The following is a 15,730-nucleotide window of genomic DNA, read 5'->3' on the forward strand; positions in this document are numbered from 1 at the left end:
GGTAAGCTGTCAGCCTGATGATAAAGGCTGCAACCCGAGGCGACTGTGCAGTATCTGCCACTTTTTGTAAAACTAACCGATAAACCGGTGCTGATTGTCGGCGGCGGCAGTGTGGCGCTGCGCAAAGCCGGCACCTTATTGAGTGCCGGTGCCCGCTTAACTGTGGTGGCGCCGGAGTTTGCGCCGGAATTTCTTCAGTGGCAGCAACAGGGCAAAGCCGAGTTGCTACCCGGTGTTTTTACACCTCAGCTGCTGGATGGCAAGTTGCTGGTGATAGCCGCCACCGATAATGACGAGGTGAATGCTGCGGTTTACCAGGCAGCGACAGAGCGCAATATGCTGGTTAACACCGTTGATGATCAGCCAAAGTGTGGCTTTATTTTTCCATCGATTATTGATCGCAGCCCGATCTTAATTGCCATTTCCAGCTTTGGTACCGCCCCGGTATTAGCCCGTCGGTTAAGGGAAAAGTTAGAAACGCTGTTACCGCAACATCTGGGGCCACTGGCGGAATTGGTTGGTCGTTTTCGTGACCAGGTCAAAGCGAAATTTCAGGGTTTTGCGGCGCGGCGTCAGTTCTGGGAGCGGGTATTTGACTCAGATGTGGTAAGACAACTGGAGGCGAACCGGCCACAGCAAGCGGAGCAACAGTTAGCAGAGATGCTGCAGAGTGAACAACCACGGCAGGGCGAAGTATGGATTGTCGGTGCCGGCCCGGGCGATCCGGAGTTATTAACGTTAAAAGCCTTACAACTGATGCAGCAAGCCGATGTAGTGGTTTACGATTATCTGGTGTCGCCACAGATTATGGAGCTGGTACGCCGTGATGCGGAGCGGATTTGTGTTGGCAAAAAAGCCGGTGCGCACTCGGTGCCACAGCAGGATACCAATGCGCTGCTGGTACAACTGGCGAAACAAGGTAAAAAAGTCTGTCGCCTAAAAGGCGGCGACCCTTTTATTTTTGGCCGCGGTGGCGAGGAAATTGAAGCCCTGTTGCCAGAGCAGATCCCGTTTCAGGTGGTGCCGGGTATTACTGCCGCAGCCGGTTGCGCCGCCTATGCCGGTATTCCGTTAACCCATCGGGATTATGCGCATAGTGTGCAGTTTGTGACCGGCCATTGTCGTAAAGCCGGCGATGAGCCAGACTGGCATAGTATGAGCCGGCCGCATCAGACGCTGGCGATTTATATGGGTATTCTAAAAGCAGCCGATATCCAACAGCAGTTGCTGACTTACGGCCGCGATCCGGCAACGCCGCTGGCGATTATTGAAAATGGTACCCGTCGTGAACAACGGGTGATCACCGGCACCTTGTCTGAATTAGCCCAATTGGTCGAGCAGCAACAGGTGGTTTCACCAGCCTTATTGGTGATCGGCGAAGTGGTAGCGTTACAATCGCAGTTGCATTGGTTTGGGCAAAGACCTGCGGCGGCAGTCTTTGCCCAGCCGTTAACCCGGCTGGCTTAAGTGGCTGATCTTTCTCGGGGATGCTGATACAGTAACCAAAATTCCAAAGGCAGGCGGTATGACAGAAAGCAACAAAGCGAGTCACATTCAATGGCAGCCGTATCAGATTGATGCGGCGGCACGAGCCCGGCTAAAGGGCCATCAAAGTACAGTATTATGGTTTACCGGTTTAAGTGGTTCGGGTAAATCGACCGTTGCCAATGCCCTTGAACAAGCTTTACTGGCGCGTGGTGTGCACACCTATTTGCTGGACGGAGATAATGTCCGGCATGGTTTATGTGCAGATTTAGGCTTTAGCGCAGCCGATCGCAGTGAAAATTTACGCCGGGTTGCTGCTGTCGCTGACTTAATGGTCGACGCCGGTTTAGTCGTACTCAGCGCCTTTATTTCGCCGTTGCGCGAGCAGCGTGAACGGGTAAAACAGATGTTGCCGCCGGGGAAATTTCTGGAAATTTATATCGCCACGCCGCTTGAAGAGTGTGAAAAGCGTGATGTTAAAGGCTTATATAAAAAAGCCCGCGCCGGCGAAATTCAGCAATTCACCGGTATCTCGGATCCCTACGAGGCGCCAGAGGCTGCCGATTTAGTGCTGAATACCGCAGAATTCTCGTTAGAGCAAAGTGTACAACTCTTGCTCGATTTACTGCTCGCCAAGGCAGTTATTGCCCCTGCGGCCACCTGATTAATGGAAAAGTCGATGTTATATCTGCAACAGGTTATTACCATAGCCGAACAAGCCGGCCAGGCAATCTTAGAGATTTATCAGCAGGATAGCAGTCAGTTTAATGTTACTGACAAAGCCGATGCCTCACCGCTGACGGCAGCTGATCTGGCAGCGCACACGCTGATTGTTAATGCCCTGACGGCGCTGACGCCGGATATTCCCATTTTATCGGAAGAAGCCGCCAATATCAGTTGGGATATCCGGCAGCACTGGCAACGTTACTGGCTGGTCGACCCGTTGGATGGCACTAAGGAATTTATCAAACGCAATGGTGAATTTACCGTCAATATCGCGCTGATCGAGCAAGGTGAGCCGGTTCTGGGTGTGGTGCATGCGCCAGTGCTGGCAAAAACCTATTATGCGGCCAGAGGTCAGGGCGCTTGGCTAAAAACCGCAGCCGGTAGCCAGTCAATTCAGGTTAGTCAAACTTCCGATCGGGTTCGGGTGGTTGGTAGTCGTAGCCACCCCAGCCCGGATTTAGCGGGCTATCTAGCACAATTCCCGCAGCATCAGATGGTTGCAGTAGGCAGTTCTTTGAAGTTCTGTCTCGTCGCCGAAGGGGTGGCCGATGTTTATCCACGCTTTGGCCCGACGATGCAGTGGGACACGGCTGCCGGTCATATCGTGGCATTAGAGGCCGGTGCGACCGTGCAATTTGACGGTATCAGCGGCCCGGTTTACCAGCGCGAACAGCTACTGAATCCGAATTTTATAGTCTCGGCGCTAAGAGCGGGCTAAACTACATTCATCAATCAGGGTGAATTATGCGTTTAGATAAGTTTATTTGTGACTGTACCGGCCTGACCCGCACTCAGGCCGGTAAGAGTATCCGCCAGGGCCTAGTCAGTATTAATGGCGAGCTGGTTAAGCAAGCTGCCCGTCAGGTCAGTGTAACGGATCAGGTGGAGCTCGACGGCGAGCCGCTGCAGCTGATCGGCCCACGCTATATTATGCTGCATAAGCCTGCCGGCTATGTCTGTGCCAATGATGATCCTGAACATCCGATAGTGTTTACGCTATTGGACGAGCCTTTAGTAGAGCGGTTACATACTGTTGGCCGGCTGGATCTGGATACTACAGGTTTACTGTTATTGACTGACGATGGCCAGTGGTCACATCGCCTGACCTCGCCGAAACATCATGTTGCTAAAACTTATCGGGTTTGGACTGCGGATCCAATCCCAGCTGACGCCATTGCGCAATTTGCCGCTGGCGTGATGCTACGCGGCGAAAAAGAGCCGACCAAGCCGGCACAATTAGAGCTGGTGGCAACGCACGAAGCCCTGCTGACGATTCACGAAGGCCGCTACCATCAGGTAAAACGCATGTTTGCCGCTATCGGCAATAAAGTTGAGCGACTCCATCGCGAGCGGATCGGAGCTTTGCAGCTGCCGGTTGAGTTGGCAGAGGGGGAGTATCGTAGTTTAAATGAGGAAGAAATACGGCTTTTGAGTTAATCACTAATTTTACCTTAAGTTACAAATTTGCTATTGCATTAAGATTTCACTTTCAGTAGTTTCTTCGCGCGGGAACACGCAAAATATCAAAAATATGGAGATTCACATGAAACTAGCGTTATTAGCTGCATCCGTTTTAACCCTGTCTTTAGCGACGACTCCTGCTGCACAGGCGCAACAAAAAGTTAACCCTTGGAAGCAATGTGGTATTGGTGCGATGATTTTCGATGACAACGGCACTGCTGCTGCGTTATCAAATATTATCTGGGACTTGGGTACTACTGCCGTGACTTCAAACGTCAGCTCACAAAATACTTGTGAGGGCATCAAAGTGGCTGCTGCTGAGTTTATCAACAGCACTATCACCAACATTGAAGAAGAAACGGTTGCTGGTGAAGGTGAGCACTTAACGGCTATGCTGAACCTGATGGGTTGTGATGCTACGGCGCACCAGGCCATTATTCAGGATGTTCGTGCAGACTTTAATGTTAACGTTGAAGGCCAGGCTGCCAAAGCAGAAGCTTATTATAATCAACTGGATAACACCATCAACACCAAGTTTGCTGCCCAGTGTCAGGTCATCTGATTTATTGCACCCCATTGAAACCCGCCGTGTTGCGGGTTTTTTCATTTTGAGTCATAGATGAAGTTTTTACTCTTCGCGGTGTGCTACCTGCTGGCATTTCCTGCTTGGCCAAATGTGGTTGAGCGGCTACAACAACAGGCTGCCTTACAGGATCTGGCCACTGCACCCTATTGGCTGGCGCTGTTGCACCAAGAAGGTGTCAACACCCGCAGCGCGATAGTAGATCCGGATTTTTTCCTGGCGTCAGCGGCTGACGCTGGCGCCGAACTGAATGCCACTCTTGCCGCGCTGTTACTGCCGGTAAGTGGCGATGTTAATGCGCATGCGCAATGTCGTTTTATCGCACGGTCGCATTGGTTACAGCAACAACTGCCAGAGCTAAAGCATCAGCTGGCGACTGTTTCTTGCCCGTTGTTTGATGATTGGAGCGACCAGCAGCAAATCGGCTCGGTCAGTGCTATTTTTGCCAGTGGCTACCTGGGGAACCCGGCCTCGTTTTATGGCCATATTCTGTTAAAGTTTAATAGTGCCTCAGATAAAAGAGCTCTGTTGCAACAGCAAAATATTAACTTTGGTGCTGAAGTACCTACTGCAGAAAACCCATTGCTTTATATTGCTAAGGGGCTCGCTGGCGGTTACAACGCGGTTTTTTCCTATGGTGATTTTTACCGCAATATTCATACCTATGGTGAGACCGAACTGCGCGACCTATGGGAATATCAACTGGCACTAACCGACGCAGAGGTTAAACAGCTGCTCTATCATGCCTGGGAGTTGATTGGTCGTGACTATGTCTATTATTTTTTGAGAGAAAATTGCGCCTTCCGGATGGCGGAGCTATTAGAGCTGGTCGTTGGTCAGGAGCTGATTAGCCGCCGTAAGCCTTATGCGATGCCAATCAGTGTTTTTCATCGCTTGGCAGAGGTTGAACATCATGATCAGCCGCTGGTCACCAAGATTACGCAACATCCATCGCGACAAAAGCGATTGCATGCAGGGTATCAACAAAGCTCACCAGACTTACAGAATGCGGTAGCCTGGCTCGTAGCCAATAATTATCAGCTGGCGGGTGCGGTATTTCAGCAACTGACAGTTGCAGAGCGCATTCAGGTGTTAGAGATACTCTTTGATTATATCGAATTTCTTAAAGTTGAAGCTGATACCCCAGAGCTGACGAAAATCAAAAATCAGTTACTGCAGGCCAGATTGCAATTGCCGGCAGCCAAACCAACATCCTTAACGCTTAATGATAATGCACCGCACCGCAACACCTACCCATCTTTAATACAAGTTGCTATTACCGATACTGAAAATAGCGTTGCTTACGATCTGAGGTTTCGGGCGACTTACTATGATTTACTCACCGCCAACCGCGATCCGGGGGTATTTTCGGCACTGGCGATGTTCGATGTGCAAGTGCGACTGCAACAAGGGCGCTTGGCACTGCAGCGTTTTGAGTTATTAAATATTGAAAATATGAACTTGTCACATACGGGATTAGTCGGCGACGGTGGTTTGGCGTGGAAAATCAATCTTGGATATCTGCCCGAAGATCTGGTTTGCGCCGATTGCCAGCAACTTCAGCTGACCGCCGGTGCAGGTAAAGCGGTACCTCTGAGCAGTGGCATTCTCTATCTGATGCAAGACGCCCGGCTGCATCAAGACAAATTCCAAACGGGTTGGCTTTCAGCTGATAGCAGGCTTGGCACTGTGTTTGATGTGCAGCCATACTGGCGGCTGCAGGCAGAAATTGGCTATCGTAGTTATCTTAATGCAGAGCGCGATAACTTTTTTTGGTATCGACTTCAGCAGCGTTTTGGTACCAGCCAGCGCTGGGATCTGCGCTTAGGCATTGTCCGGCAGCGTGCCACAGAAGTGAGCCTTGCTTTTAGTTACTATTTTTGAGCTCGGCATCGGAGTTGTATGCCAGCAGAGCTGTGTCTTTTTAAATTTTAGGTTAACCAGTCTTGTCTTTTTTTGCCGCTGATTCATAATCGAACCGAGTTTAATAAACTGCATGGATAGCTGGTCGCGCAGTGTTCGTCCTGCCATTCTGCGTAATTGAGGGAATAATGAAGAAATTAGTTCTGCCTTTGGTGTTGGTATCGTTAGCGGCATGCACGTCCGCAACCCGCGAAGTAGTGAACAAACCCGTCACCAGCCAGCCTGCCGTCAGCGCCACTTTGACCCAGCCGCAAGAAAAGAGCCTAAAACGCGTAGTCGCAATAGCTCGTTTCTCTGATGAAACTAAAAGAGGTAATGCGTTCTTAGTCGATAACAACGCTGATCGGCTAGGTAAACAAGCGTCAGATATTTTGGCTGCCCGTCTTACCGAAACCCAGAAATTTATAATGCTGGAGCGTGCTGATCTGGACAAAGTGCTGCGGGAGCAAAGCTTTAGCGGTGCTGAGGTTAAGAGTATCGGTTCAGACTATTTAATCGTAGGTTCGGTATCAGAATTCGGCCGCTCTACCAATAGCGAAGTCGGGGTATTTAGCCGCAACAAAATTCAAACTGCGACAGCGACCGTTAATGTGCGCCTGATCAACACCCGTACCGGACAGGTTGTATACTCTGAAGAGGCGACCGGTGAAGCCAGAGTTGAGGCGAATACCGTGTTAGGCGTCGGTGAGCGCGCTGCTTATGATACGGCGATCAACGATCGTGCCCTGTCCGCTGCCATCTCTAAGTTGGTCAGTAATATTACCGAAAATTTATTGGATGCGCCCTGGCAAGCCTATCTGGTCAGTAAACAAGGCAATAATTTCCTGATGACCGGCGGTAAGTCGCAGGGGATCCAGCTAAACGATACCTTTGCGGTTGCAACGCAAGGAGAGCAAGTGCGTAACCCGCAAACCGGCTTATTTATTATCTTACCTGGCAACGATGTCGCAGTATTACGGGTAGTCGGTTTTGTGGGTGAGGGCGATAACGAATTATCTGTTTGTCAGTTGGTGTCCGGTTCGCTGGATGGTACAGATTTGCAGCAATTAGTCGTAAAAGAACAAGGGAAGGTTTGAGATGAAATATTTAGTCACAGCGTTATTTGCGCTGCTGCTGAGCGCCTGTAGCAGTCAGTTCCAAACGGTAACCCAAGTCGATGATATCGCCCATCTACAACTTGCAGGCAATTTCAGCGGTGCGACTTTAACTATCAACGAGCAGGCGCCAATTAATCTGGATACTGTTGCAACTTTTACTTTTAAGGATGAAAAAGTTGCTAAATTCCAACTCGCAACCGGCAGTCACAATGTGAAAGTTGAGCGTGCCGGCAAACTGCTGGTAAACCGCAAGATTTATGTTTCAAACGGCAATACTTTTGAGTTGAGAGTGCCATGAAAGCAATAAAAATAATAACGATCAGCGTTTTTGCTCTGATACTGACGGCCTGCGCAGCTAACAATAACAGCATCTATTATTGGGGCAGTTACTCGGCAACGGCCTATAAACTGAAATCTGAGCCCACAGCAGAAACCCGCGCCAAGCATAAAGCGGAATTACAAAATATTATTGCGCAGGCTGACGCGAAGAATAAGCGGATTCCACCTGGCATTTACGCCGAGCTGGCGATGCTGGAAGCTGAAGACAATAATGTCAGCGCCGCGTTGCAATATTTTGAACAAGAAAAGCAGTTATTTCCGGAGTCCAGCAAGATTATTGAGCTGATGCAAAGCTCGCTACGCAAGGAAGTGAAACAATGAAACAGCTGCTAAAACTCTTGTTGGCAAGCCAGATAGTATTGCTGGTGGGTTGCGTGTCACCCATGGTAACTAAGCAAGAAGCTTTCCCGAAGATGTACTCAGAGCCGCCACTGTCGATTCTGGTCGTCCCGGCGATCAACCATTCTACTGCTGCCGATGCGCCTGATTTGTACTCGACAACCATTGCACATCCGATTGCAGAAGCCGGTTACTATGTGATGCCATTGCCGTTAACTAATTTCCTGTTAAACCAGGAAGGGATCACCGATGGTGCCCAGTTGCGTGAAGTGGATGCGACAAAATTTAAGCAGTTGTTTGATGCCGATGCGGTATTGTTTGTCACCATTAATCAATGGGACACCAACTATTACGTCACCGGTGGCAATGTCACTGTAGGGGCAGAGTTTGACCTGGTGTCTACTAAAACGTCTGAAGTGCTTTGGAACTACCATAGTGTGATAGTACACAACACGTCCGGTAATAGCGGCAATCTGATTGCAGATATTATCTCAACGGCCATTACTACCGCATTAACCGACTATGTACCGATTGCCCGCATCGTGAATGCCACTGTGGTGGGAACTATGCCGGTGGGTAAATACCATAAGGCGCATGGTAAAGATGGAGCTATGCAAAGTGTGAATAAACACCAAAGTAGCCAAACAAAGGGTTAAAGCAGAAGCCCAAGTTGCTCGCCAGTGATAGAGGGTAGCGTTTTCTGATTTTTGCGCTACCCTGATAGTGACAATGATAACAAAGGTAATGCTATGAACTTTATCCTGTTTTTAATTATCGGTGCGGTCGCTGGCTGGTTAGCTGGCAATATTATGAAAGGCCGTGGCTTTGGTGTGCTGGGGAATATGGTGGTTGGGATCGTCGGCTCCTTCCTCGGCGGTATGCTATTTGGTGCCTTGGGTTTAAAAGCCTTTGGTTTGATAGGCTCGCTGATTACCGCAACAGTGGGTGCTGTGGTGTTGCTATATCTGATTAGTCTGATGAAAAAAGCCTAGAACAAATCCAGTGAACCGGGTTGCGGCTCAGGTTGTAACCCGGCATTAGTCTTCTGTTGTAATCTTGCCCGGCGCTGCGCCAGCAGTTTTAAAATACGCGCCCGCTCTGCTGCCGGCTTCAGATGCCAGTTAAAGCGTTCTTCGCGCGAGCGCAGGCAGCCCTTGCAATAACCGCGTTGATTGCTCTCACACACCCCAATGCAGGGGTTCGGTAGCTCAAATAACTCAAGTTGGTCCACGGCCGTGGCGACCTGCTGTTTTACACCTGTACAGATACTCTAGCGGCTCACTGCCGGCGACACAAATTTTAATTATTTTCAGCAAAAGTCATTTTTTCCGCAAAAAGCGGTTGACTCCGGACAGATAGACGTCTATTAATATAGCCAATCTGCTTTTTGATTAAAGCAACAACAATTAACCGTAAGAGTTAGTGAGTATTAAATGCGTTTAGCAGCCGTTCTGAACATCATTGTCCTCGTAATCGTGGTGATTATTAATCTCCGCGGGGGCGGTGTATTGGAACGATAGCGCACACTAAGTCGACTTCCAGCAAAACCCCCGCTCTGCAAGGACCGGGGGTTTTGTCGTTTCAGGGCTGGTTAAAATTGATTCGGGCAACAAGCAAAAAGGGCAACAGCAAATGAAAGGCGCAGAATTGGTATTAAAGGTATTACAGCAGCAGGGGGTAGACACCATCTTTGGTTACCCGGGCGGCGCTATTATGCCAATTTACGATGCGATTTATCACAGCACGGTTAAACACTATTTGTGCCGGCATGAACAGGGCGGCGCCTTTTCGGCTATCGGCTATGCCCGCGCTTCTGGCAAGGTTGGCGTCTGTTTAGCGACATCTGGCCCGGGCGCGACCAACCTGATTACCTCACTGGCTGATGCTCTGCTAGACTCGGTACCGCTGGTTGCCATTACCGGTCAGGTATCACAAGCGGTGATGGGGACCGATGCCTTTCAGGAAGTCGATGTTTTAGGCTTATCGTTGGGCGTAACCAAGCACAGCTTTATGGTCCGCGATGTCAATGAGCTGGCGCATACGTTACAGGAAGCTTTCCGACTGGCACAAAGTGGTCGCCCTGGCCCGGTATTAGTTGATATTCCTAAAGATATTCAACTGGCTGAGGTCAGTGAACCCGAATGGCCAACGCTGCCAACTGCCCGCTTAGCGACCTCACTGGCTAATGCGGCCAAAGCACGGCAGCTGATCGCACAGGCGAAGAAGCCGATTGCCTACATCGGCGGCGGTGTGCAGATGGCGGATGCGCTGCCACAGTTACAGGCTTTTCTGGCCGAAAGTGAGATGCCATCAGTCACGACGTTAAAAGGTATGGGCTCGGTGGCCCGGGCTAATCCGCACTATCTGGGCATGCTGGGGATGCATGGCACCCAGGCCGCCAATTTGGCGGTGCAGCAATCTGACTTACTGATCTGTCTGGGGGCCCGCTTTGATGACCGGGTGACCGGTAAGCTGGATAAGTTTGCGCCGCACGCCAAAGTGATTCATGTGGATATCGATCCGGCAGAAATTAATAAGGTGCGCTTTGCCGACTGTGCCTTGCTGGGCGATATGAAGCAAATTCTGCCGGCGATCAGTACCGCCACCCAATGCGCTGACTGGCTGGCGCATTGTCAGCAATTAAAGCAGCAATATGGTTGGCGCTATGATCATCCTGGTGAACGAATTTTTGCTCCGCTTATGCTGAAACAACTGAGTGAACGGATGCCGGATAACAGCGTGGTGTGCTGCGATGTGGGCCAGCATCAGATGTGGGTGGCGCAGCATATGCGTTTTAATAGCCCGCGCAATCATTTATCCAGTGGCGGCTTAGGCACCATGGGCTTTGGTTTACCGGCGGCAATTGGTGCCAAGCTGGCACGGCCACAAGATACCGTGATCGCCGTCAGTGGCGATGGCTCCTTTATGATGAACGTGCAGGAGCTGGGCACCATCAAGCGCTTCCGGCTGCCGGTGAAAATCGTCATTATCGATAACCAACGGCTGGGCATGGTGAAGCAGTGGCAGCAACTGTTCTTTAATGAACGCTATAGCGAAACCGATTTATCGGATAACCCGGATTTTGTGGCGCTGGCAGCGGCCTTCGCCATTCCCGGCCATACCATTACCCGCAAAGATGAAGTGGCAAGCGCGCTGGAAGCGATGTTTAGCTGGCCGGGGCCTTATTTATTACATGTACGGATCGATGAAAAAGACAACGTCTGGCCTTTAGTACCGCCAGGTGCCGCGAACGAAGATATGCTGACGGAGACGAACTAATGCAACATACCCTGAATATCACCACCCGTAATGAAGCCAGCGTGGTAGAGCGTTTACTGCAGGTAACCCGCTATCGTGGTTATCAATTGGCGGGTCTGGCGATGACCCCGCTAACTGACCGGGCCGGTTTACAAATTACCCTGACAGTGCAAAGTGAGAAACCCATTACGCTACTGACCAGTCAGCTGGTGAAGTTATATGACGTACAGCAGCTGGAATTGGCTTCGGCTGATGTTGCTGTGCTGCGTGCCTAATCGTGCTTAATTGACTTACGCTTTTTACAGGATAACAAGATGCCAAAACTCAGATCCGCTACCGTCACCGAAGGCCGTAATATGGCGGGCGCCCGTGCCTTATGGCGGGCCACCGGTGTAAAAGATACCGACTTCGGCAAGCCGATAGTGGCGGTGGTTAACTCCTTTGTCGAATTTGTACCCGGCCATGTGCATTTGCGCGATCTCGGTAAGCTGGTCGCCGCCAGCATTGTCGAAGCCGGCGGTATCGCGAAAGAATTTAATACCATAGCGGTTGATGATGGCATTGCCATGGGGCATGGCGGTATGTTGTACAGCCTGCCGTCACGGGAGCTGATCGCTGACTCGGTAGAATATATGGTCAACGCCCACTGTGCCGATGCCATGGTCTGTATCTCGAACTGTGACAAGATCACCCCGGGTATGCTGATGGCCGCGCTGCGGTTAAATATTCCGGTGATCTTTGTTTCCGGCGGGCCGATGGAAGCTGGTAAAACCAAACTCTCGGATCAAATTATCAAGCTGGATCTGGTTGATGCCATGGTATCGGCGGCCGATCCCAAGGTCAGCGATGCCCAAAGCGAGCAAATTGAAAAAAGTGCCTGCCCAACCTGCGGCAGCTGCTCGGGGATGTTTACCGCCAACTCGATGAACTGTCTGGTGGAAGCGCTGGGCCTTGCGCAGCCGGGCAATGGCTCTTTACTGGCAACCCATGCCGATCGCAAAGAGTTGTTTGTACAAGCCGGTTTCCGGATTATGGAGCTGTGTAAGCGTTGGTACCAAGACGATGATGTTACGGCTCTACCGCGCAGCATTGCCAATAAGGTTGCCTTTGAAAACGCCATGATGCTGGATATCGCGATGGGTGGTTCAACCAATACGGTGTTGCATTTACTGGCTGCCGCTATTGAAGCTGAAGTGGACTTTACCATGGCCGATATCGATCGCTTATCGCGTATTGTGCCGCACCTGAGTAAGGTGGCGCCTTCTACCCAGAAATATCATATGGAAGATGTGCATCGTGCCGGTGGCGTGATTGCTATCCTGGCGGAGCTGAACCGCGCCGGTTTGCTAAACCCCAATACGCCGCATGTTGCCGGTAGCTCACTGGCTGAGGTGTTGGCGAAGTGGGATATTAAAACCACTACTGATCAGCAGGTAAAACAGTTTTACCTGGCCGGTCCGGCCGGGATCCGCACTACTCAGGCGTTTTCGCAAAATTGCCGTTACCCGTCATTAGATGATGATCGGGCCGGAGGCTGTATCCGTGATAAGGCGCATGCTTATTCACAGGATGGGGGCTTAGCCGTACTGTTTGGTAATTTGGCTCCGAATGGCTGTATTGTTAAAACGGCAGGTGTTGACGAAGAGTGTTTGGTTTTTAATGGCCGTGCCCGTGTTTTTGAAAGTCAGGATGACGCTGTTGCCGCCATTCTGGGCGGCAAGGTCGTGGCCGGTGATGCCGTCATTATCCGCTACGAGGGGCCCAAAGGTGGCCCGGGGATGCAGGAAATGTTGTATCCAACCAGTTATTTAAAATCAATGGGGCTGGGCAAAGCCTGTGCGCTGATCACTGACGGTCGTTTCTCGGGTGGTACCTCAGGCTTATCGATTGGTCATGTGTCACCGGAAGCCGCCAGCGGCGGCGCTATCGCGCTGGTCGAAGAGGGTGATCGGATAGAGATTGATATTCCCAACCGCAAAATTGCCATTGCTGTCAGTGACGAAGTATTAGCCAGTCGCCGCGCCGCGATGCAAGCCAAGGGCAGTAAAGCCTGGAAACCGGAAAACCGCCAGCGTGTGGTCAGCGCCGCGTTAAAGGCTTATGCGTTATTAGCCAGCAGTGCCGACCAAGGTGCGGTACGCGATCTGTCAAAACTGGAGCAGTAATGGATAATCTGGCACGGGCAGCAACCGACAGCAGCGATGCTGAGGTGATGCAGCACTATCTGCGGGAAATTCTGTTGTCGCCGGTGTATCAGGCGGCGGTAGAAACGCCGCTGGATGACATGCATAAGTTAAGCGCCCGCCTTGGGCAGCAGGTGCTGTTAAAGCGGGAAGATAAGCAGCCGGTTTATTCCTTTAAACTGCGCGGCGCCTTCCATAAACTGCATAAAGTGCAGCAACAGCAGCCTGATGCCAAAGTGATTTGCGCGTCGGCCGGTAACCATGCCCAGGGTGTGGCGCTGTCCGCCGCGAAATTAGGTCTGGACGCAACCATAGTGATGCCGATCACTACGCCGGAAATTAAAGTAGCCGCAGTGCGGGCCTTAGGTGGCAAGGTGGTGCTACATGGTACCGCCTTTGATGAAGCCAACAGCTTTGCGATGCAAAAAGCGCAAACCGAAGGCGCCATCTATATTCCGCCCTTTGACGATGCTGATGTGATTGCTGGCCAGGGCACCGTGGCCAAGGAGCTGCTAAGCCAGCATAACCGCCTGGATGCCGTCTTTATTCCGGTGGGTGGTGGTGGCCTGATGGCGGGGATGGCGGTCTATATCAAAGCCATTCAGCCTCATGTCAAAGTCATTGGTGTAGAGCCGGAAGATGCCGCCTGCTTAAAGGCTGCGCTGGCAGCGGGTGAGCCGGTGACCTTGCCGCGGGTGGGATTATTTGCCGATGGGGTGGCAGTAAAGCGGATTGGCAGCGAAAACTTTAATCTGGCCAAACGGTTTTGCGATGAGGTGGTCACGGTAAGCAGCGATGAAATCTGTGCTGCCATCAAAGATATCTTTGATGATTTACGGGCCGTGGCCGAGCCGGCCGGTGCTTTGGCCCTTGCTGGGCTCAAGAAATATAGTCAGCTGTTAAGAAACAGCACCTTACCGCGGCCGCAGCATTATGCCGCTGTGCTTAGTGGCGCCAATCTTAACTTTGATACGCTGCGCTATGTCTCCGAGCGCTGTGAGCTGGGCGAGAAAAAAGAAGCGGTGTTTGCGGTAACCATCCCGGAGGAAAAAGGCAGTTTCCGCCGTTTTTGCCAAACCTTGGGTGGCCGCGCCATTACCGAATTTAACTACCGTTATGCCAGCGAGCATAAAGCGCAGATCTTTGTCGGCATTAAATTGCGCCATGGTGAAACGGAGCTGAATACGGTGAAAAAGGCACTGACCGAGGCCGGTTATCAGTATCTGGATCTGTCGGACGATGAACTGGCCAAGCTGCATGTAAGGCATATGGTCGGTGGTATGCCGCCACGGCAGTTGCAGGAGCAGGTGTATCAGTTTAACTTCCCGGAATATCCTGGGGCACTGATGAATTTCCTGAATACGCTGGGTGAACACTGGAATATTACGTTGTTTCACTACCGCAACCATGGTGCCGCTACCGGCGACGTACTGGCCGGGTTTGAAGTGGCAGAGCACAGTGCTATCGCCGGCTATCTGGATAATCTCGGTTATGAATATCGGCTGGTGACGGATAATAGTAGCTATCAGGCGTTTTTAACCGCTGCTCAGCCCTAGATCCCTTTAGCACAGCAGAGCGCTGTATATAAATTGAACTTATCACTATTGTGTTAACCTAAGCGTGCAGTTAGACTGCGCGCGTTTTTATACAGGAGAGCAATAATGAGTAAGCAAGCGGCAACCGAGCATGGCCGCGGGGAAATTCGCGACAATGCACTAAAAGCCTTAGTGACCAGTAAGCTGTTTCAACCCCGGGTGGTAAAAGCGAAAAAGGGCAAAGGCTCCTACAACAGAAAAGGGCGTAACTCGAAAGATTACGCCCTTGTTGTTTCTGCGGCCTTAGCTTGCAAGAAAGTATCTAACCAACTCTGGATAGGTTGAGCCTGCTGCGTACCGATCAGTAAGCTGGCGCCATTTTTTAACCTGATTTGTAGCCCTTGATTGCCTGCAACGTTATAACAGCGGTTATGTTTTGAACCGCGGATCCCCCAGCCGCCGTAATCACCTAAGGGCCGGTAGGTTACGACATCGCAGCTTTGTATTTCATGCCACTGATGTTGACGCCAGCGCCAGAAAAAAGGCGTAAATCTTACTGCCAGACCATCTTGCTCAAGCCGCAGCTGTAAACTGGAAAAGTGCAATACCGCAACCAAGGACAGTAGCAGCAGAGATAACATCAGTAGTAGTAGATCCGGTGCCGGTTTATCGCCAAAGGGTTGCTGCAAAAAAAATTGTTGCCAACAGCCATAGGCGAAGAGCACTGTGATAGCCAGACATATCCAGTAGCCCCAGGTATAACGAAAACTCTGCTGTTCCTGATAGGATTGCGCTGGCATA

Annotated in this window: 18 protein-coding genes; 16 read left to right on the plus strand and 2 right to left on the minus strand. The window is 51.0% G+C overall.

Annotation, left to right across the window (positions count from 1 at the left end):
* Positions 1 to 45 precede the first annotated feature (45 nt).
* From cysG to AAY72_RS07305, 11 genes are all read left to right on the plus strand, one after another.
* A complete protein-coding gene (gene cysG, locus AAY72_RS07255; protein ID WP_057786399.1) occupies positions 46 to 1,467 on the plus strand; it encodes a siroheme synthase CysG in 1,422 nt (473 codons plus the stop codon).
* 58 nt (positions 1,468 to 1,525) lie between these two features.
* Positions 1,526 to 2,149: an adenylyl-sulfate kinase gene (gene cysC, locus AAY72_RS07260; RefSeq protein WP_057786401.1), complete on the plus strand. Its 624-nt coding sequence runs from the start codon at positions 1,526 to 1,528 to the stop codon at positions 2,147 to 2,149.
* Positions 2,150 to 2,164: 15 nt separating this feature from the next.
* Positions 2,165 to 2,929 carry a 3'(2'),5'-bisphosphate nucleotidase CysQ gene (gene cysQ, locus AAY72_RS07265; protein ID WP_082628959.1) on the plus strand — a complete coding sequence of 255 codons (765 nt, stop codon included), beginning with the start codon at positions 2,165 to 2,167 and terminating at the stop codon, positions 2,927 to 2,929.
* Between the two features lie 26 nt (positions 2,930 to 2,955).
* Entirely contained in the window at positions 2,956 to 3,648 is a 693-nt protein-coding gene (gene rsuA / locus AAY72_RS07270; RefSeq protein WP_057786405.1) for a 16S rRNA pseudouridine(516) synthase RsuA, read from the plus strand.
* 106 nt (positions 3,649 to 3,754) lie between these two features.
* The gene (locus tag AAY72_RS07275; protein WP_008984891.1) at positions 3,755 to 4,234 is read left to right on the plus strand and encodes a DUF3015 family protein; all 480 of its coding nucleotides are present in this window, start codon (positions 3,755 to 3,757) and stop codon (positions 4,232 to 4,234) included.
* A 57-nt stretch (positions 4,235 to 4,291) separates the two neighbouring features.
* On the plus strand, positions 4,292 to 6,139 hold the full coding sequence (locus AAY72_RS07280) for a DUF4105 domain-containing protein (protein ID WP_057786406.1): 1,848 nt from the start codon (positions 4,292 to 4,294) through the stop codon (positions 6,137 to 6,139).
* A 167-nt stretch (positions 6,140 to 6,306) separates the two neighbouring features.
* Complete coding sequence (locus AAY72_RS07285; protein ID WP_057786408.1) at positions 6,307 to 7,254, plus strand: CsgG/HfaB family protein; 948 nt, start codon at positions 6,307 to 6,309, stop codon at positions 7,252 to 7,254.
* Between the two features lies 1 nt (position 7,255).
* Positions 7,256 to 7,573, plus strand: coding sequence for a hypothetical protein (locus AAY72_RS07290; protein ID WP_008984888.1), 318 nt, complete (start codon positions 7,256 to 7,258; stop codon positions 7,571 to 7,573).
* Positions 7,570 to 7,935: a DUF4810 domain-containing protein gene (locus AAY72_RS07295; RefSeq protein WP_057786410.1), complete on the plus strand. Its 366-nt coding sequence runs from the start codon at positions 7,570 to 7,572 to the stop codon at positions 7,933 to 7,935. The genes AAY72_RS07290 and AAY72_RS07295 overlap by 4 nt, the downstream gene beginning before the upstream one ends.
* Positions 7,932 to 8,609 carry a GNA1162 family protein gene (locus AAY72_RS07300; protein ID WP_008984886.1) on the plus strand — a complete coding sequence of 226 codons (678 nt, stop codon included), beginning with the start codon at positions 7,932 to 7,934 and terminating at the stop codon, positions 8,607 to 8,609. The genes AAY72_RS07295 and AAY72_RS07300 overlap by 4 nt, the downstream gene beginning before the upstream one ends.
* Before the next feature lie 93 nt (positions 8,610 to 8,702).
* Positions 8,703 to 8,945 (plus strand): GlsB/YeaQ/YmgE family stress response membrane protein, encoded by a 243-nt coding sequence (locus AAY72_RS07305; RefSeq protein WP_057786412.1) that lies wholly within the window; start codon positions 8,703 to 8,705, stop codon positions 8,943 to 8,945.
* Here AAY72_RS07305 and AAY72_RS07310 read toward each other — a convergent pair.
* On the minus strand, positions 8,942 to 9,184 hold the full coding sequence (locus AAY72_RS07310) for a DUF1289 domain-containing protein (protein ID WP_057786415.1): 243 nt from the start codon (positions 9,182 to 9,184) through the stop codon (positions 8,942 to 8,944). The genes AAY72_RS07305 and AAY72_RS07310 overlap by 4 nt on opposite strands.
* A gap of 401 nt (positions 9,185 to 9,585) precedes the next feature.
* Here AAY72_RS07310 and ilvG point away from each other — a divergent pair, with 401 nt between their 5' ends.
* The 5 genes from ilvG (at position 9,586) to AAY72_RS16515 (ending at position 15,274) form a co-directional block, all read left to right on the plus strand.
* Positions 9,586 to 11,232, plus strand: coding sequence for an acetolactate synthase 2 catalytic subunit (ilvG, locus tag AAY72_RS07315; RefSeq protein ID WP_057786417.1), 1,647 nt, complete (start codon positions 9,586 to 9,588; stop codon positions 11,230 to 11,232).
* Positions 11,232 to 11,486, plus strand: a complete 255-nt coding sequence (ilvM, locus tag AAY72_RS07320) for an acetolactate synthase 2 small subunit (protein ID WP_008606405.1) — start codon at positions 11,232 to 11,234, stop codon at positions 11,484 to 11,486. Before ilvG ends, ilvM begins: the two co-directional genes overlap by 1 nt.
* A gap of 39 nt (positions 11,487 to 11,525) precedes the next feature.
* Positions 11,526 to 13,376: a dihydroxy-acid dehydratase gene (gene ilvD, locus AAY72_RS07325; RefSeq protein ID WP_057786419.1), complete on the plus strand. Its 1,851-nt coding sequence runs from the start codon at positions 11,526 to 11,528 to the stop codon at positions 13,374 to 13,376.
* The gene (ilvA, locus tag AAY72_RS07330; RefSeq protein WP_057786421.1) at positions 13,376 to 14,950 is read left to right on the plus strand and encodes a threonine ammonia-lyase, biosynthetic; all 1,575 of its coding nucleotides are present in this window, start codon (positions 13,376 to 13,378) and stop codon (positions 14,948 to 14,950) included. The genes ilvD and ilvA overlap by 1 nt, the downstream gene beginning before the upstream one ends.
* A 105-nt stretch (positions 14,951 to 15,055) precedes the next feature.
* Positions 15,056 to 15,274 (plus strand): ribosome alternative rescue factor ArfA, encoded by a 219-nt coding sequence (locus tag AAY72_RS16515; protein WP_082628960.1) that lies wholly within the window; start codon positions 15,056 to 15,058, stop codon positions 15,272 to 15,274.
* Here AAY72_RS16515 and AAY72_RS07335 read toward each other — a convergent pair.
* Positions 15,208 to 15,729 carry a hypothetical protein gene (locus AAY72_RS07335; RefSeq protein WP_057786423.1) on the minus strand — a complete coding sequence of 174 codons (522 nt, stop codon included), beginning with the start codon at positions 15,727 to 15,729 and terminating at the stop codon, positions 15,208 to 15,210. The genes AAY72_RS16515 and AAY72_RS07335 overlap by 67 nt on opposite strands.
* Position 15,730 lies beyond the last annotated feature (1 nt).

It is taken from the genome of Alishewanella sp. WH16-1 (genome assembly GCF_001441695.1).
Lineage (GTDB): Bacteria > Pseudomonadota > Gammaproteobacteria > Enterobacterales > Alteromonadaceae > Alishewanella > Alishewanella agri.